Source organism: Nocardia asteroides (assembly GCF_021183625.1).
In the GTDB taxonomy this organism is placed as follows: Bacteria; Actinomycetota; Actinomycetes; order Mycobacteriales; family Mycobacteriaceae; genus Nocardia; species Nocardia asteroides_A.
The window spans coordinates 1,567,395-1,589,708 of sequence record NZ_CP089214.1; the positions used below are offsets into that span (position 1 = coordinate 1,567,395).

22 protein-coding genes are annotated in these 22,314 nt (G+C 72.3%); 11 read left to right on the forward strand and 11 right to left on the reverse strand.

The genetic code is table 11. The annotated features are described in order from the left end of the window. Positions 1 to 51: 51 nt before the first annotated feature. On the forward strand, positions 52 to 1,422 hold the full coding sequence (locus LTT61_RS07650; RefSeq protein WP_233019233.1) for an FAD-dependent monooxygenase: 1,371 nt from the start codon (positions 52 to 54) through the stop codon (positions 1,420 to 1,422). Between the two features lie 112 nt (positions 1,423 to 1,534). On the opposite strand, the gene LTT61_RS07655 is transcribed toward LTT61_RS07650, so the two are convergent. The 9 genes from LTT61_RS07655 to LTT61_RS07695 form a co-directional block, all read right to left on the reverse strand. Continuing rightward, complete coding sequence (locus tag LTT61_RS07655) at positions 1,535 to 2,035, reverse strand: GNAT family N-acetyltransferase (protein ID WP_233019234.1); 501 nt, start codon at positions 2,033 to 2,035, stop codon at positions 1,535 to 1,537. Between the two features lie 63 nt (positions 2,036 to 2,098). After that, positions 2,099 to 2,539: a DUF4189 domain-containing protein gene (locus LTT61_RS07660; RefSeq protein ID WP_233019235.1), complete on the reverse strand. Its 441-nt coding sequence runs from the start codon at positions 2,537 to 2,539 to the stop codon at positions 2,099 to 2,101. Positions 2,540 to 2,649: 110 nt separating this feature from the next. Further along, complete coding sequence (locus tag LTT61_RS07665; RefSeq protein ID WP_233019236.1) at positions 2,650 to 3,015, reverse strand: metal-sulfur cluster assembly factor; 366 nt, start codon at positions 3,013 to 3,015, stop codon at positions 2,650 to 2,652. Next, positions 3,012 to 3,473, reverse strand: coding sequence for a Fe-S cluster assembly sulfur transfer protein SufU (gene sufU / locus LTT61_RS07670; RefSeq protein ID WP_233019237.1), 462 nt, complete (start codon positions 3,471 to 3,473; stop codon positions 3,012 to 3,014). The genes LTT61_RS07665 and sufU overlap by 4 nt, the downstream gene beginning before the upstream one ends. Before the next feature lie 3 nt (positions 3,474 to 3,476). After that, positions 3,477 to 4,733, reverse strand: coding sequence for a cysteine desulfurase (locus tag LTT61_RS07675; RefSeq protein WP_233019238.1), 1,257 nt, complete (start codon positions 4,731 to 4,733; stop codon positions 3,477 to 3,479). Position 4,734: 1 nt separating this feature from the next. Next, entirely contained in the window at positions 4,735 to 5,505 is a 771-nt protein-coding gene (gene sufC, locus LTT61_RS07680) for a Fe-S cluster assembly ATPase SufC (protein ID WP_233019239.1), read from the reverse strand. Between the two features lie 31 nt (positions 5,506 to 5,536). Continuing rightward, positions 5,537 to 6,715: a Fe-S cluster assembly protein SufD gene (gene sufD, locus LTT61_RS07685; protein ID WP_233019240.1), complete on the reverse strand. Its 1,179-nt coding sequence runs from the start codon at positions 6,713 to 6,715 to the stop codon at positions 5,537 to 5,539. Further along, positions 6,715 to 8,151, reverse strand: coding sequence for a Fe-S cluster assembly protein SufB (gene sufB / locus LTT61_RS07690; RefSeq protein ID WP_233019241.1), 1,437 nt, complete (start codon positions 8,149 to 8,151; stop codon positions 6,715 to 6,717). The genes sufD and sufB overlap by 1 nt, the downstream gene beginning before the upstream one ends. After that, positions 8,148 to 8,927, reverse strand: coding sequence for a helix-turn-helix transcriptional regulator (locus tag LTT61_RS07695; protein ID WP_420094796.1), 780 nt, complete (start codon positions 8,925 to 8,927; stop codon positions 8,148 to 8,150). The genes sufB and LTT61_RS07695 overlap by 4 nt, the downstream gene beginning before the upstream one ends. Before the next feature lie 252 nt (positions 8,928 to 9,179). Between LTT61_RS07695 and LTT61_RS07700 the strand changes: the two genes are divergently transcribed. The 7 genes from LTT61_RS07700 (at position 9,180) to LTT61_RS07730 (ending at position 16,440) form a co-directional block, all read left to right on the forward strand. Further along, complete coding sequence (locus tag LTT61_RS07700; protein ID WP_233019242.1) at positions 9,180 to 9,602, forward strand: YciI family protein; 423 nt, start codon at positions 9,180 to 9,182, stop codon at positions 9,600 to 9,602. Continuing rightward, the gene (locus LTT61_RS07705; RefSeq protein ID WP_233019243.1) at positions 9,602 to 10,858 is read left to right on the forward strand and encodes an RNA polymerase sigma factor; all 1,257 of its coding nucleotides are present in this window, start codon (positions 9,602 to 9,604) and stop codon (positions 10,856 to 10,858) included. Before LTT61_RS07700 ends, LTT61_RS07705 begins: the two co-directional genes overlap by 1 nt. Before the next feature lie 49 nt (positions 10,859 to 10,907). Further along, on the forward strand, positions 10,908 to 12,635 hold the full coding sequence (mptB, locus tag LTT61_RS07710) for a polyprenol phosphomannose-dependent alpha 1,6 mannosyltransferase MptB (protein WP_420094797.1): 1,728 nt from the start codon (positions 10,908 to 10,910) through the stop codon (positions 12,633 to 12,635). After that, the gene (locus tag LTT61_RS07715) at positions 12,632 to 13,564 is read left to right on the forward strand and encodes an ABC transporter ATP-binding protein (RefSeq protein ID WP_233019245.1); all 933 of its coding nucleotides are present in this window, start codon (positions 12,632 to 12,634) and stop codon (positions 13,562 to 13,564) included. The genes mptB and LTT61_RS07715 overlap by 4 nt, the downstream gene beginning before the upstream one ends. Then, positions 13,561 to 14,346, forward strand: coding sequence for an ABC transporter permease (locus tag LTT61_RS07720; protein ID WP_233019246.1), 786 nt, complete (start codon positions 13,561 to 13,563; stop codon positions 14,344 to 14,346). Before LTT61_RS07715 ends, LTT61_RS07720 begins: the two co-directional genes overlap by 4 nt. Before the next feature lie 41 nt (positions 14,347 to 14,387). Then, complete coding sequence (locus LTT61_RS07725) at positions 14,388 to 15,356, forward strand: COX15/CtaA family protein (RefSeq protein WP_233019247.1); 969 nt, start codon at positions 14,388 to 14,390, stop codon at positions 15,354 to 15,356. A 202-nt stretch (positions 15,357 to 15,558) separates the two neighbouring features. Next, positions 15,559 to 16,440 carry a universal stress protein gene (locus LTT61_RS07730; protein WP_233019248.1) on the forward strand — a complete coding sequence of 294 codons (882 nt, stop codon included), beginning with the start codon at positions 15,559 to 15,561 and terminating at the stop codon, positions 16,438 to 16,440. 64 nt (positions 16,441 to 16,504) lie between these two features. Here LTT61_RS07730 and LTT61_RS07735 read toward each other — a convergent pair whose 3' ends face one another. Beyond that, entirely contained in the window at positions 16,505 to 16,855 is a 351-nt protein-coding gene (locus LTT61_RS07735; RefSeq protein ID WP_233019249.1) for a hypothetical protein, read from the reverse strand. Between the two features lie 62 nt (positions 16,856 to 16,917). Between LTT61_RS07735 and LTT61_RS07740 the strand changes: the two genes are divergently transcribed. Then, positions 16,918 to 17,883 carry a quinone oxidoreductase family protein gene (locus LTT61_RS07740; protein ID WP_233019250.1) on the forward strand — a complete coding sequence of 322 codons (966 nt, stop codon included), beginning with the start codon at positions 16,918 to 16,920 and terminating at the stop codon, positions 17,881 to 17,883. Here LTT61_RS07740 and LTT61_RS07745 read toward each other — a convergent pair. Next, positions 17,880 to 18,767: a heme o synthase gene (locus LTT61_RS07745; protein WP_233020909.1), complete on the reverse strand. Its 888-nt coding sequence runs from the start codon at positions 18,765 to 18,767 to the stop codon at positions 17,880 to 17,882. The genes LTT61_RS07740 and LTT61_RS07745 overlap by 4 nt on opposite strands. Positions 18,768 to 19,028: 261 nt before the next feature. On the opposite strand from LTT61_RS07745, the gene tkt reads away from it, so the two are divergent. Then, the gene (tkt, locus tag LTT61_RS07750; RefSeq protein ID WP_233019251.1) at positions 19,029 to 21,170 is read left to right on the forward strand and encodes a transketolase; all 2,142 of its coding nucleotides are present in this window, start codon (positions 19,029 to 19,031) and stop codon (positions 21,168 to 21,170) included. 5 nt (positions 21,171 to 21,175) lie between these two features. Beyond that, the gene (gene tal, locus LTT61_RS07755; protein ID WP_233019252.1) at positions 21,176 to 22,312 is read left to right on the forward strand and encodes a transaldolase; all 1,137 of its coding nucleotides are present in this window, start codon (positions 21,176 to 21,178) and stop codon (positions 22,310 to 22,312) included. The last annotated feature ends 2 nt before the right edge of the window (positions 22,313 to 22,314 follow it).

The window sequence follows — 22,314 nt, forward strand, 5'->3', positions numbered from 1 at the left end:
TATGAGACTCTATGGTCGATCGGTCTCAGTTCGGCGATCCGGAGGTCCGGCATGCACGCGATCGTGCTCGGTGCGGGAATGGGCGGGCTGCTGGCCGCGCGGGTGCTCTCCGAGCACTACGACCGGGTGACGGTGCTGGAGCGCGACCACCTGCCGGACGAGCCGCGGGCGCGGCGCGGCGTTCCGCAGGGCAGGCACGTGCACGGGCTGCTCCCGCGCGGCGCGGCGCTGCTGGAGGAGTTCTTCCCCGGGCTGCGCGCGGAGCTGGTGGCCGCGGGCGCGGTGGAGTGCGCGGCGCTGGAGCAGGTGCGGTTCGCGGTGGCGGGGCATCGGCTGGCCCGCACGGCGACCGGGCACGTGGCGCTGCAGGCGAGCAGGCCGCACCTGGAGCATCACGTGCGGGCGCGGGTGGCGGCGCTGCCGGGGGTGGCGATCAGGGACGGGGTCGCGGCGCTCGACCTCTCGCACGATCCGCGGCGCGGGCGGGTCACCGGGGTGCTGGTGCGGGACAGCGAAGGCGATCGCAGGCTGGACGCCGATCTGGTGGTGGCCTCCATGGGGCGCGGCAGCGCGGTGAACTCCTGGCTGGAGCGGTTCGGGTACGCGCCGCCCGCCGAGGAGGGCACGCCGATCGAGATCGTCTACACCAGCGCGTTCGCCCGGCTGCCTGCCGGGGCGCTGGCCGGGGAGCTGAGCATCACCGCCGGGGTGCGGACGGCGCCGCCGCGGGCGCTGGCGATCTTCGCGGTGGAGGGCGGGCGGCACATCGTGACGCTGATCGGGTTCGGCGGCGAGAAGCCGCCGGTCGACACCGCCGGGTTCGCCTCCTACGCGGCGCATTTCGCGCCGGAGGACGTCGTGGACGCGCTGGCCGGGGCCGAGTACCCCGATCCGTCGGCCTCGTTCCGGTACCGGGCGAACCTGCGCCGCCGGTACGAGCGGCTGCCGTCCTTCCCGGACGGGCTGCTGGTCACCGGCGACACGCTGTGCAGCTTCAGCCCGGTGTACGGGCAGGGGATGACGGTGGCGGCGATCCAGATGGCGGTGTTGCGCACGGTGCTCGGCGGCGGCACCCGCGATCTGGCGCGCCGCTTCTACCGGGCGGTGCGGCCGGAGATCGACCACGCCTGGCAGCTCACGGTCGCGGCCGACGGGGCCATGCCGCACGTGACGCCGGAGGGGCCGGTGGCGCGGGCCGCGGTCGCGGCGCTGGATCCCATCCTGGTGGCGGCGGAGCGGGATCCGCGGGTCGCCGCGGCGCTCTTCCAGGTGATCGGGCTGGTCGAGCGGCCGTCCTCGCTGCTCACGCCGGAGCTGCTCGCCCGGATCGGCGCCGCCAACGCCGGCGCCCTGCTGGAGTCGGCGCTGCGCACCGCGGGCGGCGGGATCACCCGCGCGCTCACCGCGCGGGCGCCGACCTGACCGCGGGCGCGCGGCCCGACCGCAGGCGCGCGGCCCGACCACGGGCGACCGCCCGACCGCTGGCGACGGTCGAGACGGCGCCACCTACCCGCCCGCCGAAGCTGCGCGGACGTCAGATGGCCTGGAGGTACCAGTCCACCCGATCGTCCCCGTCGGTGGCGCTGTGGCTGTAGCGGAACCGGGCCCGGCGCGCGACCGCGACCGAGGAGGTGTGCTCCGGGTCCACCCGGATCACCGCCTCCTCGACGGTGCCGAGCGCGGCCAGGTACCGGCAGCCGAGGATGACGGCCCGGGTGGCGAGGCCGCGCCCGCGGCGCTCGGGGTACACGCCGTACTCGATACTGGCCTGCCCCTTGTCCAGGTAGGGCCGCGCGAGCCGGATGTCGAGCAGCCCGATGAGCTCGGCCGTGGGGAACTCGGTGACGGCGAAGAGCCGGGCCGGGCCGTCGGTCTCCCAGGCCACGGCGCTGTCGGCGAAGCGCTCGGTCGCCGGCCCCTCGGCGCCGAGGTCCGGCCAGAGCCGGATCAGCGCGGAGTCCGCTCCGGCGAGGTGGGCCGGGACGTCGGCCACCGCGATCGGACGCAGGGCGATCACACCATCGGAAACCAGCACGGAACCATGATCGGCAGCGGAGCGACGTTCAAGCAAACCGACCCCCCTTCCGGGCGGGTCGGGTCAGAGCGCGTTGCGGGTGCAGGCGGAGGTGGTGAGCACCGCCGGGCGCGGTGTCGAGCTGCCGAGATCGGGGAAGGGCGGGGCGGTTTCGCCGAGCCCGGCGATGGCGGCGGACTCCGCCTCGGGCCGGGAGGGCGCCGCGGCCCAGCCGAACCGCCCGTCCGCGCCGCGCGCGACAGCGGCGCAGCCGTCGGCGTACTGCAGCACGATCCGGCAGTCGTAGACGCCGCAGTCCTTGATCGCCTCGGCGTCGGCGGCGACCCAGCTCCGGTGGTCGGTGGTGATGGCGACCACCCCGGTGGACTCGGAGAGCGAGATCGTGCCGTAGTAGAGCCCCTTCGGCGGTACCGCGGCGACCGGGGCGGAGACCCCGGCGCCGAGCAGCGCCGCCGTCGTGGCGACGACTCCGGCGACCGACCGGGACAGCTGCGGCAGGGACACGGGACGAACCTCCAGCTCAGCCCCTCACCGACGAGGGGCACCGCGAGAATCATCCTCGCGGTGCTCCCGGTTGTCCAGCGGCGGAATTTCCTGCCGCACAGAACCTTCGGTCAGACGGTGAAGCCGAGCGCGCGCAGCTGCTCGCGGCCGTCGTCGGTGATCTTGTCCGGCCCCCACGGCGGAATCCAGACCCAGTTGATCTTCAGATCCTCGACCAGCCCGCTGCGCACGAGCGCGTTGCGCGCCTGGTCCTCGATCACGTCGGTGAGCGGGCAGGCGGCGGAGGTCAGCGTCATGTCCAGCACGGCGACGTCCTCCTCCACCGTGAAGCCGTAGACCAGCCCGAGGTCGACGACATTGATGCCGAGTTCGGGGTCGACGACGTCGCGCATCGCCTCCTCGAGGTCCTCCAGCAGCTTGGCGTCCTCGGCCGAGAGCTCGGCCTCCGGCGCGGTGGTCTCGGGTGTCTCCGTCATGGCCCGCTTCCCTTCGATCGCTGATCCTCGATGCGCACCACCGCGTCCTTGAACGCCATCCAGCCCAGCAGTGCGCACTTGACCCGGGCGGGGTACTTGGCGACCCCGGCGAAGGCGATGCCGTCGCCGATCACGTCCTCGTCGCCCTCGACGGTGCCACGGCTGGAGATCATCTCGCTGAACGAGTCGACCACCTTCATCGCCTGCTGCACCGGCAGCCCGATCACCTGGTCGGTGAGGACCGAGGTGCTGGCCTGGCTGATCGAGCAGCCCTGGCCGTCGTAGGAGACGTCGGCGATCTCGCCCGCGTCGTCGATGGCGACCCGGAGCGTCACCTCGTCACCGCAGGTCGGGTTGACGTGGTGCACCTCGGCGCCGTACGGCTCGCGCAGCCCGCGGTGGTGCGGGTGCTTGTAGTGGTCCAGGATCACTTCCTGGTACATCTGCTCCATGCGCATGATCTAGGCAACCCCGAAGAACTCGCGAGCCTTCCGCACCGCCGCCACCAGCGCGTCCACCTCGTCCAGGGTGTTGTAGACCGCGAAGGAGGCGCGGGCCGTCGCCGCGACGCCGAAGCGCCGGTGCAGCGGCCAGGCGCAGTGGTGCCCGACCCGGATGGCGACGCCCTGATCGTCCAGGATCTGCCCGACGTCGTGCGCGTGGATCCCGTCCACCACGAACGCGACCGCGCCGCCGCGCTCCACGTTCTCGGCGGGCCCGACGATCCGCACGCCATCGATTCCGGAGAGCCCGGCCAGCGCGGCGTCGACCAGCGCGTGCTCGTGCGCGGCGACGATGTCCATGCCGATCGCCTCCAGGTATCGCACGGCCGCGCCGAGCCCGACCACCTGCGAGGTCATCGGCACCCCGGCCTCGAAGCGCTGCGGCGGCGGGGCGTAGGTGCTGCGCTCCATGGTCACGGTCTCGATCATCGAGCCGCCGGTGATGAAGGGCGGGGTCTCCTCGAGCAGCGCGCGGCGCCCGAAGAGCACGCCGACGCCGGAGGGGCCGAGCATCTTGTGCCCGGAGAAGGCGGCGTAGTCCACGCCGAGCGCGCGGAAGTCGACCGGCGCGTGCGGCACCGACTGGCAGGCGTCGAGCACCACGAGCGCACCGACGGCCTTCGCGCGCCGCACCAGCTCCTCGACCGGCGCCACGGCGCCGGTGACGTTGGACTGGTGGGTGAAGGCGACCACCTTGGTGGCGGGCGACAGCACCAGCGAATCCAGGTCGATCCGGCCGTCCTCGGTCACCCCGTACCACTTCAGCGTGGCACCCGTGCGGCGCGCGAGCTCCTGCCACGGCACGAGGTTCGCGTGGTGCTCCAGCTCGGTCACGACGATCTCGTCGCCCGGCCCGAGGTGGTACGGGAAGCGGTCGTCGGCGAAGGCGTAGGTGACCAGGTTCAGCGACTCGGTCGCGTTCTTGGTGAACACGATCTCGCCCGCGTCGACGCCGACGAAGCGCGCGATGTCGGCGCGCGCGCCCTCGTAGGCGTCGGTGGCCTCCTCGGCCAGCTGGTGCGCGCCCCGGTGCACCGCCGAGTTCCTGGTGACGAGGAACTCGCGCTCGGCGTCGAGTACCGCCACCGGGCGCTGCGACGTGGCCCCGGAATCCAGGTACACCAGCGGTTTGCCGTCGCGCACCGTGCGGCTCAGGATCGGGAAGTCGGCCCGGATCCGAGCCACATCGAGAACGCGCTCGGGTGCTGCGGTCATATCAGGCTCCGGCGGTCGCGGTCTGAGTGAAGCGGACGTAGCCGTTCGCGTCCAGCTCGTCGGCGAGCTCGGCGCCGCCCTCGGCGACGATCCGGCCGCCGACGAAGACGTGCACGAACTCCGGCTGGATGTAGCGCAGGATGCGGGTGTAGTGCGTGATCAGCAGGACCCCGCCGTTCTCCTGCTGCTGGTAGCGGTTGACGCCGTCGGAGACGATGCGCAGCGCGTCCACGTCGAGGCCGGAGTCGGTCTCGTCCAGGATGGCGATCTTCGGCTTCAGCAGCCCGAGCTGCAGGATCTCGTGCCGCTTCTTCTCGCCGCCGGAGAAGCCCTCGTTCACGCTGCGCTCGGCGAAGGCGGCGTCGATCTCCAGCTCGTTCATCGACTCCTTCACCTCCTTGACCCAGTGCCGCAGCTTCGGCGCCTCGCCGCGGACGGCGGTGACGGCGGTGCGCAGAAAGTTCGAGGTGGAGACGCCGGGTACCTCGACCGGGTACTGCATGGCGAGGAAGAGCCCGGCGCGGGCGCGCTCGTCCACCGACATGGCGAGCAGGTCCTCGCCGTCGAGGGTGATCGAGCCGGAGGTCACGGTGTACCTGGGGTGACCGGCGATGGCGTAGGAGAGGGTGGACTTGCCGGAGCCGTTCGGGCCCATGATGGCGTGCGTCTCACCGGACTTCACGGTGAGGTTCACGCCCTTGAGGATCTCCTTGGTCTCGCCCTCGGGGGTCGTGATCGCGGCGTGCAGGTCCTTGATTTCCAGGGTGGTCATCGAATGTCCTTCGGGGCTGTGGATTCGGGTGTCAGGCGCCGATGGCGGCGAGCTCGGCCTCGATGGCCGCCTCCAGCCGCTCCCGCACCTCGGGGACCGCGATCTTCTGGATGATCTCGTGGAAGAAGCCGCGGACCACCAGGCGGCGGGCGACATCCTCCGGGATGCCGCGGGCGCGCAGGTAGAAGAGCTGCTCGTCGTCGAAGCGGCCGGTGGCCGAGGCATGCCCGGCGCCGACGATCTCGCCGGTCTCGATCTCCAGGTTCGGCACCGAGTCGGCGCGCGCGCCGTCGGTGAGCACCAGGTTGCGGTTCAGCTCGAAGGTGTCGGTGCCCTCGGCCGCGGCGCGGATGAGCACGTCGCCGACCCACACGGTGCGGGCATCGCCCTTCGGCGAGTCCGGATCACCCTGCAGCGCACCCTTGTACATCACGTTCGACTTGCAGTTCGGCACCGAGTGATCGATGAGCAGCCGCTGCTCGAAGTGCTGGCCCGCGTCGGCGAAGTACAGCCCGAGCAGCTCGGCGTCGCCCCCGGGGCCCGCGTAGCGCACGGTGCCGGTGAGCCGCACCAGCTCGCCGCCGAGGGTGACGGCGGTGTGCCGGAGCGTGGCGTCCCGGCCGAGCAGCGCGTGGTGCGCGGTGACGTGCACGGCGTCGTCGGCCCAGTCCTGCACCGCGACCACGGTGAGCCGGGCGCTGTCGCCGAGCACGAATTCCACGTTCTCCGCGTAGGTTCCGCTGCCGCGCAGGTCGATGACGACGGTGACGGCGGCGAAGTTGCCGAGCCGCACCTGGAGGTGGCCGTACGCGGTACGGCCCGCACCGGGGCCGGTGATCGTCACGGTGACGGGGTCGGCGACCTCGACCTCCGCGCCGACCGAGACCACGGTGGCCTGCTCGAAGCCCGAGTACGCCTGCGCGGCGACGCGATCGGCGGGAGTGCCCGCCGCGCCGAGGCGGGCGTCGTCGCGGCCGACGGTCTCGATGGTGACGCCGTCGACCGGGGTCACCTCGACCGTCGCGCTGCCGTCCCTGGTCGCGGTGCCGTCGTGCAGCCCGCGCAACCGGCGCACCGGGGTGAACCGCCACGCCTCGTCGCGCCCGGAGGGCACCTCGAACGCGTTGACATCGAACGAGGTGAAGACCTCGCCCTTGTTGATCGCGGGTACCCGCGCCTCGGCCGCCGCGGCCACGTTATCGACAGCCATCAGCCGACCGCCCCTTCCATCTGCAGCTCGATCAGCCGGTTCAGCTCCAGCGCGTACTCCATGGGGAGCTCCCTGGCGATCGGCTCGACGAAGCCGCGCACCACCATCGCCATCGCCTCGTCCTCGGTGAGGCCGCGGCTCATCAGGTAGAACAGCTGGTCGTCGGAGACCTTGGAGACGGTCGCCTCGTGGCCCATGGTGACGTCGTCCTCGCGGATGTCGACGTAGGGGTAGGTGTCCGAGCGGCTCACCGTGTCGACGAGCAGCGCGTCGCACTTCACCGTGGACTTCGAGCCGTAGGCGCCCTTGTTCACCTGGACCAAGCCGCGGTACGAGGCCCGCCCGCCGCCGCGCGCCACCGACTTCGAGATGATGTTCGACGAGGTGTGCGGCGCCAGGTGCAGCATCTTCGCGCCGGTGTCCTGGTGCTGGCCCTCGCCGGCGAAGGCGATGGAGAGCACCTCGCCCCTGGCGTGCTCGCCGGTCATCCAGACCGCCGGGTACTTCATGGTGACCTTCGAACCGATATTGCCGTCGACCCACTCCATGGTCGCGCCCGCCTCCGCCTTGGCCCGCTTGGTGACCAGGTTGTAGACGTTGTTCGACCAGTTCTGGATGGTGGTGTAGCGGCAGCGGCCGCCCTTCTTCACCACGATCTCGACCACCGCGGAGTGCAGCGAGTCGGACTTGTAGATCGGCGCGGTGCAGCCCTCGACGTAGTGCACGTAGGCGCCCTCGTCGACGATGATCAGGGTGCGCTCGAACTGCCCCATGTTCTCGGTGTTGATCCGGAAGTAGGCCTGCAGCGGGATGTCCACCTGCACGCCGGGCGGCACGTAGATGAAGGAGCCGCCGGACCACACCGCGGTGTTCAGCGCGGAGAACTTGTTGTCGCCCGCCGGGATGACCGAGCCGAAGTACTCCTGGAAGATCTCCGGGTGCTCGCGCAGGCCGCTGTCGGTGTCGAGGAAGATGACGCCCTGCTGCTCCAGGTCCTCGCGGATCTGGTGGTAGACCACCTCGGACTCGTACTGCGCGGCGACGCCGGAGACGAGCCGCTGCTTCTCCGCCTCCGGGATGCCGAGCCGGTCGTAGGTGTTCTTGATGTCCTCCGGCAGGTCCTCCCAGGAGGCGGCCTGCTTCTCGGTGGAGCGCACGAAGTACTTGATGTTGTCGAAGTCGATGCCGTCGAGGTTGGAGCCCCAGTTCGGCATGGGCTTGCGGTCGAAGATGCGCAGCGCCTTGAGGCGCACGTCGAGCATCCACTCCGGCTCGCTCTTCTTGTCCGAGATGTCGCGTACGACGGCCTCGGACAGGCCGCGCTGCGCGGCAGCGCCCGCCGCGTCCGAATCGGACCAGCCGTAGCCGTAGGTCCCCAGGGACGCAATGGTCTCTTCCTGGGATAGCGGCTGAACCGGATCGGTGGTCGTCGTCATTCGGCACTCCTTCCGGAGTTCTCGGTAGTGACCGCCGCGGGCTGTGCAGCGGTGGCTTTCGGTGCGCGTACGAAGAGCGGGACGTGCGTGGTGCAGGCGCAGTCGCCGTTGGCGATGGTCGCCAGACGCTGCACGTGGGTGCCGAGCAGCTCACGGAAGGCCGTCAGCTCGGCCTCGCACAGCTCGGGGAACTCCTCGGCGACGTGCGCGACCGGGCAGTGGTGCTGACAGATCTGAACACCGGCGCCGACCTTCCTTGTCGTCGCCGCGAAACCGGCGCCCGCGAAGGCGCCCGCGATCTCGTCGGCCTTCTCCGCGATCTCACCGGCATCGCGCCGGTCGTCGGGGGCCAGCGGCTCGACCTCGCCGACGATGGCCTCGACCCGATCGCGCGCGAAATCCTGGATGGCCTGCTGGCCGCCGAGCGTACGCAGCCTGCGCATGGCGGCCCCGGCCAGGTCGTCGTAGGCGTGCCCCATCCGGCCGCGGCCTGCGGCGGTGAGCTGGAACTGCTTGGCCGGGCGGCCGCGGCCGCGCTGCTGCCAGGGCGCCGAGCGGCCTGCCCTGGCCTGACCGGACTCGATCAGCGCGTCCAGGTGCCTGCGCACGCCCGCGGGGGTGAGGCCGAGCCTGCTGCCGACGGCGGTGGCCGTGATCGGCCCCTCCTCCAGCAGCAGCTGCACGATGGCGGCCCTGGTCTGCCCCTCGACCGGGACAGCGGCGGGCGCGGCGCCGGCCGGGCGGCCGGTTCCGTCGTCCTCGTTCCGCAAATCCACGGTTTTCACAACACAAGTGTGGCGGAATTACTTCCCGAAATCTAATAAGGGTGCCCTGAGCTGCCGCATCGCCGCTTCGAGCGGAGCTGCCGTTAGGGTGGGGATTCGCCCGATTCGCCCGCTTTTCGAGCTCCGAGATGCGACGAACGCCACATCACCAAAATATTTCGCGGTCCGTGTCGATCTCCCCGGCTGCCGTTCGACGCTGTGGGTGAGAGGGTCGAACCACGATCCCGACAGAGAGGCAGAACCGTGAAGTACATGCTGATCATGCGGACCACCGACGAGGCGCTCGCCGCATCCGCCGAGGTGGATTTCGAGCAGATCATCGCCGAGATGGGCGCCTTCAACGAGTCCATGATCAAGGCCGGGGTGCTGGCGGGCGGCGACGGCCTGACCGACGCCGCCGAAGGTCTCGTCGTGGAGTTCACCGGCGCGGAGACGCTGGTCACCGACGGCCCGTACGGCGAGACCAAGGAGCTGTTCAACGGCTTCTGGATCCTCGACGTCGCCTCCGCCGACGAGGCCGTCGAGTGGGCGCGCAAGGCGCCGCTCGGCAAGGGCAACAAGCTCGAGGTGCGCCGGATCGCGGGCGTCGAGGACTTCCCGGCCGACAACGAGTGGATCGAGAAGGAGAAGGTCTGGCGGGCAGAGGCCGAGGCCAAGAACTCCTGATGACCGGAGCACTCGAGGGCCGGGTCGCCGCGGTGTGGCGGATGGAATCCGCGCGCATCGTGGCGGCCCTGGCCCGCTCGCTCGGTGACTTCGGCATCGCCGAGGACGCCGCCCAGGAGGCGCTCGCCGACGCGCTCGTCCAGTGGCCGGAGCGCGGCGTGCCGGACAACCCCGGCGCCTGGCTCACCACCGTCGCCCGGCGCAGAGCGATCGACGTGCTGCGCCGCGCCGACCGGCACGACGACCGGCTCACCGTGCTCGGCGCCGAGCTGCGCGAGGGCGAGCCGGACGAGGAGCACTGGACCGGCCCTCCGTGGGATCCGGACCGGATCGACGACGACATCCTCGGGCTGATCTTCATCTCCTGCCACCCGGTGCTGGCCGCGCAGGCGCAGGTGGCGCTGACGCTGCGCGTGGTCGGCGGCCTCACCGGCGAGGAGATCGCCCGCGCGTGCCTGATCTCCACCCCCGCCGTGCAGCAGCGCATCGTGCGCGCCAAGAAGACCCTGGCCGCGGCGAAGGTCCCCTTCGAGCTGCCGCCGCGCAGCGAGTTCGGCCGGCGCCTGACCGGCGTCCTCGCCGTCCTCTACCTCATGTTCAACGAGGGCTACGCCGCGAGCCGCGGCACCGACTGGATGCGCCCCGAACTGAGCCGCGAGGCGCTACGCCTGGCCCGGGTGCTGGCCGAGCTGGTCCCCGACGAGCCGGAGACACACGGCCTGGTCGCCCTCATGGAGCTGACCGCGGCCCGCTTCCCGGCCCGCCTCGACCGCAACGGCGACCCCGTCCTGCTCGCCGACCAGGACCGCGGCCGCTGGGAGCGCGACCGGATCACCCGCGGCCGAGCCGCGCTCGCCAGGGGCGACGCCCTCCGCCACGGCCGTGGCCCGTACGCGCTGCAGGCGGGTATCGCCGAGTGCCACGCCGTCGCCGCATCGGTGGAGGACACCGACTGGGAGCGCATAGTCCTGCTCTACGAGGCGCTCGGCCGCATCGCCCCGAACCCGGTCGTCGAACTCAACCGCGCCGCCGCCGTCGCCATGGCCACCGGCCCCACCGCGGCGCTGCGCATCCTGGACGCCCTCGACGCGGGCGGCAAGCTCGACCGCTACCACCTCCTCCCTGCCACCCGCGGTGAGCTGCTGGCCCGGCTGGGCCGCTCGACCGAGGCACGGGCCGCCCTGGAATCGGCCGCCGCCATGACCGGCAACGCCCGCGAACGCGAGGTACTGCTGCGCCGCGCCTCGGAAGTGTGACCCGCGCACCCGAATCGACCCGACGCGAAGCCGAAGCCGTTGAAAAATCATCCCGAGCACGCCGCCGGAACGCGCCGATCCGCCGACTAGGCTGACCGCCGTGGCGGTACTAACGGGCGCGCGGCGTCGGATTGTGGCATTCGGACGCCGGGCGCTCGGGCTCGACGTGCCCGCCGATCACACCATCGCGGTGCTGCACACCGATGAGAAGGAAGTCCCCGGGCTCGACCGCACAGAGCTACGCCAGCTCGACCGCATCCGCCTGCTCGGCGCCACCGGCACCGTGCTCATGGCGATCGCCGCGCTCGGCATCGGCGCCCAGCCGGTCCACCAGAACCCCGTCTCCGGGGTCCGGGTACTCGGCATCTTCGCCCGCGCGCACACCGGCTCGCTCGCCATGTGCATGGTCGGCTCGGCCATCGTGGTCCTGGCCTGGCTGCTGCTCGGCCGCTTCGCCATCGGCAGCCTCGGCGGCTCACCGCGACACCGCGTCTCCCGCTCGCAGCTGGACCGCACGCTGCTGCTCTGGATCCTGCCGCTGAGCGTGGCCCCGCCGCTGTTCAGCAACGACGTCTACTCCTACCTCGCGCAGAGCGAGATCGCCGGGCGCGGGATCGACCCGTACTCGGAGGGACCGGTCGCCGGGCTCGGCATCGACAACGTGCTCACCAACAACGTCCCGACCATCTGGCGCGACACCCCGGCGCCGTACGGTCCGCTCTTCCTCTGGGTCGGGCGCGGCATCGCCGAGCTGACCGGGGAGAACATCATCGCCGGGGTGTGGGCGCACCGCGCGCTGGCACTGGCCGGGGTGGCGCTCATCGTGTGGGCGCTGCCGCGGCTCTCGGTGCGCTGCGGGGTGGCGCCGGTGAGCGCGCTCTGGCTCGGCGCCTGCAACCCGCTGGTCCTGTTCCACCTGGTCGGTGGGGTGCACAACGACGCGCTGATGCTCGGGCTGATGCTGGCCGGGATGGAGTTCTGCCTGCGCGCCATCGAGGACTCGCCGATCTTCGACGCCCGCACCTATGCCCTGCTGACCGGCGGGGTGGTGACGATCACGCTCTCCTCCACCATCAAGTTCACCTCGATCATCGCGCTCGGCTTCGTCGGCATGGCGCTGGCCAGGCGCTGGGGCCCGGGGCCGTGGTCGGTGCTGCGGGCCGCGCTGCTGCTCGCCCTGGTCGCGGGGGTGACGACGGTGGCGATCAGCGCCGTGAGCGGGCTCGGCTTCGGCTGGCTCTACACCCTGAACACGGCGAGCGCGGTGCGCAGCTGGATGTCGCTGCCGACCGCGCTCGGCGTGATCACCGGGTTCGGCGGCGTGCTGCTCGGGCTCGGCGACCACACCACCGCGCTGCTCAGCATCACCAGGCCGATCGCCGCGCTCGGCGCCGCCTTCATCGCGCTGCGCATGCTGGTGGCGACCAATACCGGGCGGCTGCACCCGGTCGGCGCGCTCGGTGTCGCGCTCGGCGCCATCGTGCTGCTCTTCCCGGTGGTGCAGCCCTGGTACCTGCTCTGGGCCATCGTGCCGCTGGCAGCCTGGGCCACCCGGGCCGCCTTCCGCGGCCCGGCGGTGGTGGTTCCGGCGATCGTGAGCGTGATCGCCATGCCGCGCGGCGCGGAGTTCGAGGTGTTCCAGATCGTGGGCGCGGCCGTCGCCGGGGTGATCGTCGTCGTGCTGTTCGTGGTGCTCACCAAAAACCAGCTGCCCTGGCGCCGGACGGGGGTGTCGGCTCCGTCACAGCCGGCGGATGCCTACGGTGTGACATCGTGACCGCTGCCTCCGATCTCGCGCTCCGCGTCGACGGCGTCGTCAAGCGCTACGGCGAGACCGTCGCGGTCGACGGGCTGACCTTCGACGTGCGGCGGGCGGAGGTGCTGGCGCTGCTCGGGCCGAACGGCGCGGGCAAGACCAGCACGGTGGAGATCTGCGAGGGCTTCCTGCGCCCGGACGCGGGCAGCGTGCGGGTGCTCGGCCTGGACCCGATCGCCGACTCCGAGGCGCTGCGGCCGCGGATCGGCGTCATGCTGCAGGGCGGCGGCGCCTACCCGGGTTCCAGGGCGGGCGAGATGCTGGAGCTGATCGCCGCCTACTCGGCGAACCCGCTCGACCCGGAGTGGCTGCTCGGCACGCTCGGGCTGCGCGAGCACCGCCGCACCCCCTACCGCAGGCTCTCCGGCGGGCAGCAGCAGCGGCTGGCGCTGGCCTGCGCGCTGGTCGGGCGGCCGGAGCTGGTCTTCCTGGACGAACCGACCGCGGGGCTGGACGCCCAGGCCAGGCTGATCGTCTGGGAGCTGGTGGCCGCGCTGCGCCGGGACGGCGTGACCGTCGTGCTCACCACGCACCTGATGGACGAGGCCGAGCAGCTGGCCGATCGGCTGGTCATCATCGACCGCGGCCGGATCGTCGCGCAGGGCACGCCCGCCGAGGTCACCGCGCACGGCGCCGCGGGCCAGCTGCGCTTCGCCGCGCCCCCGAAGCTCGACCTCGAGCTGCTGGCCAGGGCGCTGCCGGAGGGCTTCGCGCCGCGCGAGACCGCGCCCGGCGCCTACCTCATCGAAGGCGAGATCGACCCGCAGGTGCTTGCCACCGTGACGGCCTGGTGCGCGCGGCAGAACGTGCTCGCCACCGATATCCGGATCGACCAGCGCCGCCTCGAGGACGTCTTCCTCGAACTCACCGGACGGGAGCTGCGCGGATGAGCGCCGACTCGGAGAACCGGTTCGCGCCGGGCACCTTCGCCCCCGGCCCGCGCCCGGCGGGCCGGGCCGCCATGCTCGCCGCGCAGACCCGGCTGGAGCTGGTGCTGCTGCTGCGCAACGGCGAGCAGCTGCTGCTCACCATGTTCATCCCGATCACCCTGCTGGTCGGGCTCACGCTGCTGCCCTTCGGCGACCTCGGCACCGAGCGGGTGGACACCATCGTGCCCGCCGTGATGATGGTCGCGGTGATGTCGACCGCGTTCACCGGGCAGGCCATCGCGGTCGGCTTCGACCGGCGCTACGGCGCGCTCAAGCGGCTCGGCGCGACGGCGCTGCCGCGCTGGGGCATCATCGCGGGCAAGAGCGGCGCGGTGGTGCTCGTGGTGATCGTGCAGGCGCTGCTGCTCGGTGCGATCGGGCTGGCGCTCGGCTGGCGGCCGGAGCCGGGCGGGCTGCTGCTCGGTGCCGTGGTGATCGCGCTCGGCACCGCCACCTTCGCCGCGCTCGGGCTGCTGCTCGGCGGCACGCTGCGCGCGGAGATCGTGCTGGCGCTGGCCAATATCCTCTGGTTCGTCATGCTCGGCATCGCCAGCGTGCACTTCGCCGCCGGATCGGTGCCGGATGCCGTGCACACCCTGGTCCGGCTGGTGCCCTCCGGTGCGCTCGCGGTGGCGCTGGAGGAGGCCATGCGCGGGGCGGTGGATTGGCTCGGGCTGGTCGTGCTCGCGGTGTGGGGGCTGGTCGGCGGGGTGGCCGCGGTGCGCTGGTTCCGGTTCCAGTAGCCCTCAACGACGCGGTGTAGTACGCGCGCTACCATCGTCGCGTGGTGTACCGCGCCTTCCTGCGAATCGTCGACCGGCTCCCGCTCCCCTCGCTGCGCGCGCAGCGGCTGATCGCGTTCGCGGTGATCCTCACCCAGGCCGGGATCTCGGTGACCGGGGCGGTGGTCCGGGTCACCGCCTCCGGGCTCGGCTGCCCGACCTGGCCGCAGTGCTTCCCCGGCAGCTTCACCCCGGTCGGGGTCTCCGAGGTGCCGGTGGTGCACCAGGCGGTGGAGTTCGGCAACCGGCTGCTCACCTTCGCGGTGACGCTGTGCGCGGCGCTGGTCGTGCTCGCGGTGGTCAGGGCGCGGCGCAGGCGTTCGGTGCTGGTGTACGCCTGGCTGATGCCGGGCGGCACCGTGCTGCAGGCGATCATCGGCGGAATCACCGTGCGCACCGGGCTGCTCTGGTGGACCGTCGCCGTGCACCTGCTGGTCTCCATGGTGATGGTGTGGCTCGCCACGGTGCTGTACGCCGAGATCGGCGAGCCGGACGACGGGGTCCGGGTGGCGCAGGCGCCGCGACCGCTGCGCCTGCTGACCATCCTGAGCGGGGTCGCGCTGGCCGGGGTGCTGATCGCGGGCACGCTGGTGACCGGGGCCGGGCCGCACGCGGGCGACAAGAGCATCGAGCGGCCGGTGGAGCGGTTGCAGGTGGAGATCGTGACGCTGGTGCACCTGCACGCGCAGCTGCTCGTCGGGTACCTGGCGCTGCTGGTCGGGCTCGGCTTCGGGCTGTACGCGGTGGGGATCACCCGCGCGGTGCGGACCCGGCTCTTCGTGCTGATCGGGCTGGTCTGCGCACAGGCGCTGGTCGGGCTGGTGCAGTACCTCACCGAGGTGCCCGCCGCGCTGGTCGCCGTGCACGTCGGCGGCGCCGCCGCCTGTACCGCCGCGACCGCCGCGCTCTGGGCCGCGCTGCACCGCCGCGAGCGGGTCCCGGCGGAGCACCCCGCGCCCGCCGCCGCCTGACGAGCGGGCTCCCGGCGACCATCGGGCGGCCTCGGCGGCACCGCCGCGACCTGCGCGGGGCCGGTCGGCGGCCGAGGGCGGGCAACCACTCGGCGCACCAGGGACTTTCGGCCCTGCTTCGGGGTCCCTCGGCCCGATGACGCCGGGACCGCGCGCTGCCAAGGTGGAGCGACCGGTTCGCGCGTCCCTGGGGAGGACAACAATGCAGGTGGCTCAGCAGTCGATCGTCGTCGGGATCGACGGCACCGCACCGGCGCTCGCGGCGGCCCGCTGGGCCGCGGCGCTGGCGGCCGGGCGCGGGGCGCCGCTGATCCTGGTGAGCGTCATCGCGGTACCCGACACCAGGATCGTCGCGCCGCGCTGGGCCGACGCCGACCTGCGCGACCTACTCCGCGCCGAGGGCCGCCGCGCGGTGCGGCAGGCCGCCGCCGTCGTGCAGGCCGACCGCCCCGGCGTCGAGCCCACCCAGCTGGTGCTCGACGGCGACCCGGCGGCCGAACTGCTGGTCGCGGCGGAATCCGCGCGGCTGCTCGTGGTCGCGGCGGGCGGCGCGAGCCCGCTGCGCACCCTGCTGCTCGGCTCGACCGCGCTGCGGGTGGCGGACAAGGCGCTGTGCCCGGTCGCGGTCTGGCGCGGCGACCCCGACGCCCCGCTGCCCGGCCGCGGCCCGGTGCTGGCCGGGGTGGACGGCAGCCCCTGCGGCGACATCGCCCTGGAGCACGCCTTCGACCTGGCCTCGCTGCTCGGCACCGACCTGGTCGCGCTGCACGCCTGGAACGACCCCGACCTGCTGCGCTGGTCGGCCGCGCCGGAGGACGAGCGGGCGCTCGCCGAGCGCGAGACCGAGCTGCTCGGCGAGCGGTTGGCCGGCTGGCCGGAGAAGTACCCGGACGTGGCCGTCACCCGCGTGGTCAGGAAGTCGCCCGCGGCCTCCGCGCTGCTCGCCGAGGCCGAGACGGCGAGCCTGGTCGTCGCCGGAACGCACGGCCGGAATCGCCTGGTGCGCACCATGATCGGCTCCACCAGCCAGAACCTGCTGCACCACGCCCCCTGCCCGGTCGTGCTGTGCCGCCTGCCCGCCTAGCCGGGCCGCGCGGGCTCAGCCCGTTCGAGGGTCGGCTGGACGCCTGGCCCGGGGCCGCGCGCGCTCAGCGCTCGTTGCGCGCCTTGGGAAATGTGGTCTGCTTCGCGACCCAGCCCGCCATCTTGGCGTAGTGCCCGCGCCGCGGGGTGGCCGCGGAGCTGAGCTCGCGGTTCCACTCCTCGCTGGCGGTCAGCCCGTCGACCCGCTCCACCAGGGCCTCGGCGACGGCGCGGCTGCCGACGACCCGGTCGCCGAGCACCCCGTCGCCGCCGACCAGCGTCACCCGGACCCCCTCGGTCCCCAGCGACTGCAGCACCGCGGTGGCCGAACCCCCGTGCTCGGCGACGAACGCCTGCACCGACTTGACGATCTCGCCGGGCACCTTCGCCTCGACCTCGGTCGCTTGCGCACTCATGGACCGCATCTTACCCGCGGGTAGCGCGGTGTCGATCGTCAGCGGGTGTAGAACTGGAACACATGCGTGCCATCCAGGTAACCGAGATCGGCGGCCCCGAGGTCCTGCGGAGTGCCGACCTCCCCGACCCGAAGCCGGGCCCAGGCGATCTGCTGGTGCGGACGGCGGCGATCGGGGTCAACTTCATCGACACCTACATCCGCACCGGCCGCTACCCCGTCGAGCTGCCGTACGTGCCGGGCGCCGAGGGCACCGGCGAGGTCGTCGCGGTCGGTGGTGACGTCACCGAGTTCGCCGAGGGCGACATCGTGGCCTGGGCCGACGCGCCCGGCAGCTACGCCGAGCTGACCGTGGTCCCCGCCGCGAAGGCGATCGGCGTCCCGGCCGGGGTCGATCCGGCGGTGGCGGCATCCGCGCTGCTGCAGGGGATGACGGCGCACTACCTGCTGAACTCGGTCTCCGCGCCGAAGGTGGGCGAGACCGTGCTGGTGCACGCCGGTGCGGGCGGCGTCGGGCTGATCCTGACCCAGCTCGCCGCGGCCCGCGGCGTCCGGGTGATCAGCACCGTCTCCACCGACGAGAAGGAGGCGCTGGCCCGCGAGGCCGGCGCGACCGACGTGCTGCGCTACGGTGCGGACCTGGCCGAGCGGGTGCGCGGGCTGACCGGCGGCGAGGGCGTGGCCGCGGTGTACGACGGCGTCGGCGCGGACACCTTCGAGGCGAGCCTGGCCGCGCTGCGGATCCGCGGCACGCTGGCGCTCTTCGGCGCGGCGAGCGGCCCGGTCCCCCCGTTCGACCTGCAGCGGCTGAACCCGGCCGGCTCGCTCTTCGTCACCCGCCCGACGCTGGCGCACTACACCCGCGACCGCAACGAGCTGATGTGGCGCGCGGGCGACGTGCTGGAGGCGATCGCCGACGGCTCGCTCGCGGTCCGGGTCGGCGCGAGCTACCCGCTGGCCGAGGCCGAGCGCGCGCACCGCGACCTGGAGGGCCGCCGGACCACCGGCTCGATCGTGCTGACGCCCTAGAAGAGGCTGCCGATGGTGTCCCAGCCGAGCACCGAGTCCACCGCGAGCCCGCAGAAGACCACCGCGAGGTAGTTGTTCGACTGCAGGAAGAGCCGCAGCGGCTTCACCGACTCGCCGCGCCGCACCCCGGCGTAGAGCTGGTGCGCCATGAGCAGGAACCAGGCCCCGGCCACCAGCGCCACCGCCGCGTAGATCACGCCGGTGGCCGGGGCCAGCGCCAGCGTGGTGAGCACGGTGAGCCAGGTGTAGATGACGATCTGCTTGGTGACGACCCGCTCGGTGGCGACCACCGGCAGCATCGGCACCCCGGCCGCGCGGTAGTCCTCCTTGTAGCGCATGGCCAGCGCCCAGGTGTGCGGCGGCGTCCAGAAGAAGATCACGCCGAAGAGCGCGACCGCGGGCCAGCCGATGCCGCCGGTGACCGCGGACCAGCCGACCAGCGCCGGCATGCACCCGGCCGCGCCGCCCCACACCACGTTCTGCGAGGTGCGCCGCTTGAGCCCGAGCGTGTAGACGAAGACGTAGAACAGGATCGTCGCCACCACCAGCGCGCCGCTGAGCAGGTTGGCCTGCCACCAGAGCCAGGCGAACGAGCCGATGCCGAGCAGCACGCCGAAGACGAAGGCGTTCCTGGTCGGCACCGCGTCCCTGGCCAGCGGCCGCTTGGCGGTGCGCTTCATGACCTTGTCGATATCGGCGTCCGCCACGCAGTTCAGCGTGTTGGCGCTGGCCGCGCCCATCCAGCCGCCGAACAGCGTGACCAGGATGAGCCGGATGTCGACGGTGCCGCGATCGGCGAGCAGCATGGTCGGGATCGTCGCGACCAGCAGCAGCTCGATGACCCGCGGCTTGGTCAGCGCGATGTAGGCGAGCACCCGGCGCATCGCGCGCGAGGGGAAACCGCTTCCGGAGAACCGGTCGACCAGCGCGGTGCCGGAGGAGCCGTGCGCACCAAGGTCGTCCTGTCGTGGATCGATCGGCACTGTTTCTCCTCGCACGCTGTGCATCGCCTCCGGTCGGCTACTACTACAGAGGATGGTAGACCCTCGACACCCCAGGGTTGTCGGGGGCGGTGGGGCCGGGCACCTCTAGGGTGGGCAGCACACCCCGCCCGTCGACGAAACCAGTACAGGAGAACCTCCGTCGTGTCAGTGACAGACGACATCCGCGCGCTCACTCAGCCGAATCACCCGGACGACTGGACGGACCTGGACACCAAGGCCGTCGACACCGTCCGCGTCCTCGCCGCCGACGCGGTGCAGAACGCGGGCAACGGCCACCCGGGCACCGCCATGAGCCTGGCGCCGCTCGCCTACACCCTCTTCCAGCGCACCCTGCGGCACGATCCGGCCGACCCCGAGTGGGTGGGGCGCGATCGCTTCGTGCTGTCCTGCGGGCACTCCAGCCTGACCCTCTACATCCAGCTCTACCTGGCCGGGTTCGGCCTGGAGCTGGAGGACCTGAAGAACCTGCGCAAGTGGGGCTCGCTCACCCCTGGCCACCCGGAGTACCGGCACACCAAGGGTGTCGAGATCACCACCGGCCCGCTGGGGCAGGGGCTGGCCTCCGCCGTCGGCATGGCCATGGCCGCCCGCCGCGAGCGCGGCCTGTTCGACCCGGACGCCCCCGCGGGCGAGAGCCCGTTCGACCACCACATCTACGTGATCGCCTCGGACGGCGACATGGAGGAGGGCGTCACCGCGGAGGCGTCGTCGCTCGCGGGCACCCAGCAGCTCGGCAACCTGACGCTGATCTACGACGACAACAAGATCTCCATCGAGGACGACACCACCATCGCCTTCACCGAGGATGTCGCGAAGCGCTACGAGGCGTACGGCTGGCACGTGCAGGAGGTGAACGGCGGGGAGGACGTCGTCGCCATCGAGGCCGCGCTGGCGGCGGCGAAGGCGGAGCTCGGCCGTCCCTCGATCATCGTGCTGCGCACCATCATCGGCTTCCCCGCCCCGACCAAGCAGAACACCGGCGCCTCGCACGGCGCGGCGCTCGGCGCGGACGAGGTCGCCGGCACCAAGCGCGCGCTCGGCTTCGACCCGGAGCAGAGCTTCGAGGTGGCCCCGGAGGTCATCGCGCACACCCGCAAGGCCGCCGAGCGCGGCGCGCGGGCGCACGCCGACTGGACCGTCGCGTTCGACGCCTGGGCGCAGCGGCTGCCCGAGGCCAAGAAGCTCTTCGACCGGCTCTTCAACGGCGAGCTGCCCGACGGCTGGGCCGACGGCCTGCCCACCTGGGAGCCGGACGCCAAGGGGATCGCCACCCGCAAGGCCTCGGCCAAGGTGCTCGCCGCGCTCGGCCCGGTGCTGCCGGAGCTCTGGGGTGGCTCGGCCGACCTGGCGGAATCCAACAACACCACCATCCCGGACTCGGCCAGCTTCGGCCCCGAGGAGATCTCCACCGGGATGTGGAAGGCCGACCCGTACGGCCGCACGCTGCACTTCGGCGTCCGCGAGCACGCCATGGGCGCGATCCTGAACGGCATCGTGCTGCACGGCCCGACCCGCCCGTACGGCGGCACCTTCCTGGTGTTCAGCGACTACATGCGCCCGGCGGTGCGGCTGGCCGCGATCATGCGGGCGCCGACCACCTACGTGTGGACGCACGACTCCATCGGCCTCGGCGAGGACGGCCCGACGCACCAGCCGATCGAGCACCTCGCGGTGCTGCGCGCCATCCCCGGGCTGAACGTGGTGCGCCCCGGCGACGCCAACGAGACCGCCTACGCCTGGCGCTCGGTGCTGGAGAAGCACAGCGGCAAGCACAACTCGCCGTTCGTCTCGCACGAGCGGGCCGGGCTCGGCGGCCCCGCAGCACTGGCGCTGACCAGGCAGGACCTGCCGATCCAGGAGGGCACCAGCTACGCGGGTGTGAGCAAGGGCGGGTACATCCTCGCCGAGGCCTCCGGCGGCACCCCGCAGGTGATCCTGATCGCCACCGGCTCCGAGCTCCAGCTCGCCGTCACCGCCCGCACTACGCTGGAGGGGCAGGGCATCGCGACCCGCGTGGTCTCGATGCCGTGTGTGGAGTGGTTCGACGCGCAGGACAAGGCCTACCGTGACGAGGTGCTGCCCCCCGGCGCCACCGCACGGGTGGTCGTCGAGGCGGGCATCGCGATGCCGTGGCACCGGTTCGCCGGCGACGCGGGCGAGATCGTGTCGATCGAGCACTTCGGCGCCTCCGCCGACTACCAGACCCTGTTCCGCGAATTCGGTTTCACCACCGAGGCCGTCGTCGACGCCGCTCACCGCACGCTCGAGAACGTGAAGGGATAGCGCTCATGGCACAGAACCAGAATCTCACCGCGCTGAGCGAGGCGGGTGTCTCGGTCTGGCTCGACGACCTCTCCCGGGACCGCATCCGCTCCGGCAACCTGGCCGAGCTGATCGAGACCCGCGGCGTGGTCGGCGTGACGACCAACCCGACCATCTTCCAGCAGGCGCTCAGCAAGGGCGACGCCTACAACGACCAGGTGCGCGAGCTCACCGAGCAGCGCGCCGACGCGGATTCCGCCATCCGCACCATCACCACCGACGACGTGCGCTCGGCGTGCGACGTCTTCGCCCCGGTCTTCGAGGCCTCGGGCGGGGTGGACGGCCGGGTCTCCATCGAGGTCGACCCGCGGCTGGCCTTCGACGCGGACAAGACCGCCGCGCAGGCCGTCGAGCTGTGGAAGATCGTGGACCGGCCCAACCTGTTCATCAAGATCCCGGCCACCGAGGCGGGGCTGCCCGCCATCACCGCGACGATCGGCGAGGGCATCAGCGTCAACGTGACGCTGATCTTCTCGGTGCAGCGGTACCGCGCCGTGATGGGCGCCTACCTGGACGGCCTGCGCCGGGCCCGCACCGCCGGGCACGACCTGGCGAAGATCCACTCGGTCGCCTCGTTCTTCGTGTCCCGGGTGGACAGCGAGATCGACAAGCGGCTGGACGCGATCGGCACCGACGAGGCGCTGGCGCTGCGCGGCCAGGCCGCCGTCGCCAACGCGCGGCTGGCCTACGCCGAGTACGAGTCGGTGTTCAACGGCGGCAGCCACGGCTCCACCTACGACCAGCTGGCCTCGGCAGGCGCGAACCGGCAGCGGCCGCTCTGGGCCTCCACCGGCGTCAAGAACAAGGACTACCCGGACACCCTCTACGTCACCGAGCTGGTGGCGCCGAACACCGTGAACACGCTGCCCGAGGCCACCCTGCAGGCGGTCGCGGACCACGGCGAGATCCGCGGCGACACGGTGAGCGGCACCGCCGCGGAGGCGGCGCAGGTCTTCGACCGGCTCTCCGCCGTCGGCATCGACCTGGACGACGTCTTCGTCACGCTGGAGCGCGAGGGCGTGGACAAGTTCGAGAAGTCGTGGGAAGAGCTGCTCTCCGCGACCGCCGCCGAGCTCGGCGCGGCGGAGCACGGGGACCGCTGACC

Excerpts from the sequence above, each read along its gene's own strand:
- LTT61_RS07740 (WP_233019250.1), top strand. The coding sequence starts at position 16,918 with ATGCGTGCCATCCAGGTAACCGAGATCGGCGGCCCCGAGGTCCTGCGG.
- LTT61_RS07720 (WP_233019246.1), top strand. The coding sequence starts at position 13,561 with ATGAGCGCCGACTCGGAGAACCGGTTCGCGCCGGGCACCTTCGCCCCC.
- LTT61_RS07745 (WP_233020909.1), bottom strand. The coding sequence starts at position 18,767 with ATGCGCCGGGTGCTCGCCTACATCGCGCTGACCAAGCCGCGGGTCATC.
- tal (WP_233019252.1), top strand. The coding sequence starts at position 21,176 with ATGGCACAGAACCAGAATCTCACCGCGCTGAGCGAGGCGGGTGTCTCG.
- LTT61_RS07665 (WP_233019236.1), bottom strand. The coding sequence starts at position 3,015 with ATGACGGAGACACCCGAGACCACCGCGCCGGAGGCCGAGCTCTCGGCC.
- LTT61_RS07730 (WP_233019248.1), top strand. The coding sequence starts at position 15,559 with ATGCAGGTGGCTCAGCAGTCGATCGTCGTCGGGATCGACGGCACCGCA.
- LTT61_RS07650 (WP_233019233.1), top strand. The coding sequence starts at position 52 with ATGCACGCGATCGTGCTCGGTGCGGGAATGGGCGGGCTGCTGGCCGCG.
- sufB (WP_233019241.1), bottom strand. The coding sequence starts at position 8,151 with ATGACGACGACCACCGATCCGGTTCAGCCGCTATCCCAGGAAGAGACC.
- sufU (WP_233019237.1), bottom strand. The coding sequence starts at position 3,473 with ATGCGCATGGAGCAGATGTACCAGGAAGTGATCCTGGACCACTACAAG.
- sufC (WP_233019239.1), bottom strand. The coding sequence starts at position 5,505 with ATGACCACCCTGGAAATCAAGGACCTGCACGCCGCGATCACGACCCCC.
- sufD (WP_233019240.1), bottom strand. The coding sequence starts at position 6,715 with ATGGCTGTCGATAACGTGGCCGCGGCGGCCGAGGCGCGGGTACCCGCG.
- LTT61_RS07675 (WP_233019238.1), bottom strand. The coding sequence starts at position 4,733 with ATGACCGCAGCACCCGAGCGCGTTCTCGATGTGGCTCGGATCCGGGCC.
- LTT61_RS07705 (WP_233019243.1), top strand. The coding sequence starts at position 9,602 with ATGACCGGAGCACTCGAGGGCCGGGTCGCCGCGGTGTGGCGGATGGAA.
- LTT61_RS07735 (WP_233019249.1), bottom strand. The coding sequence starts at position 16,855 with ATGAGTGCGCAAGCGACCGAGGTCGAGGCGAAGGTGCCCGGCGAGATC.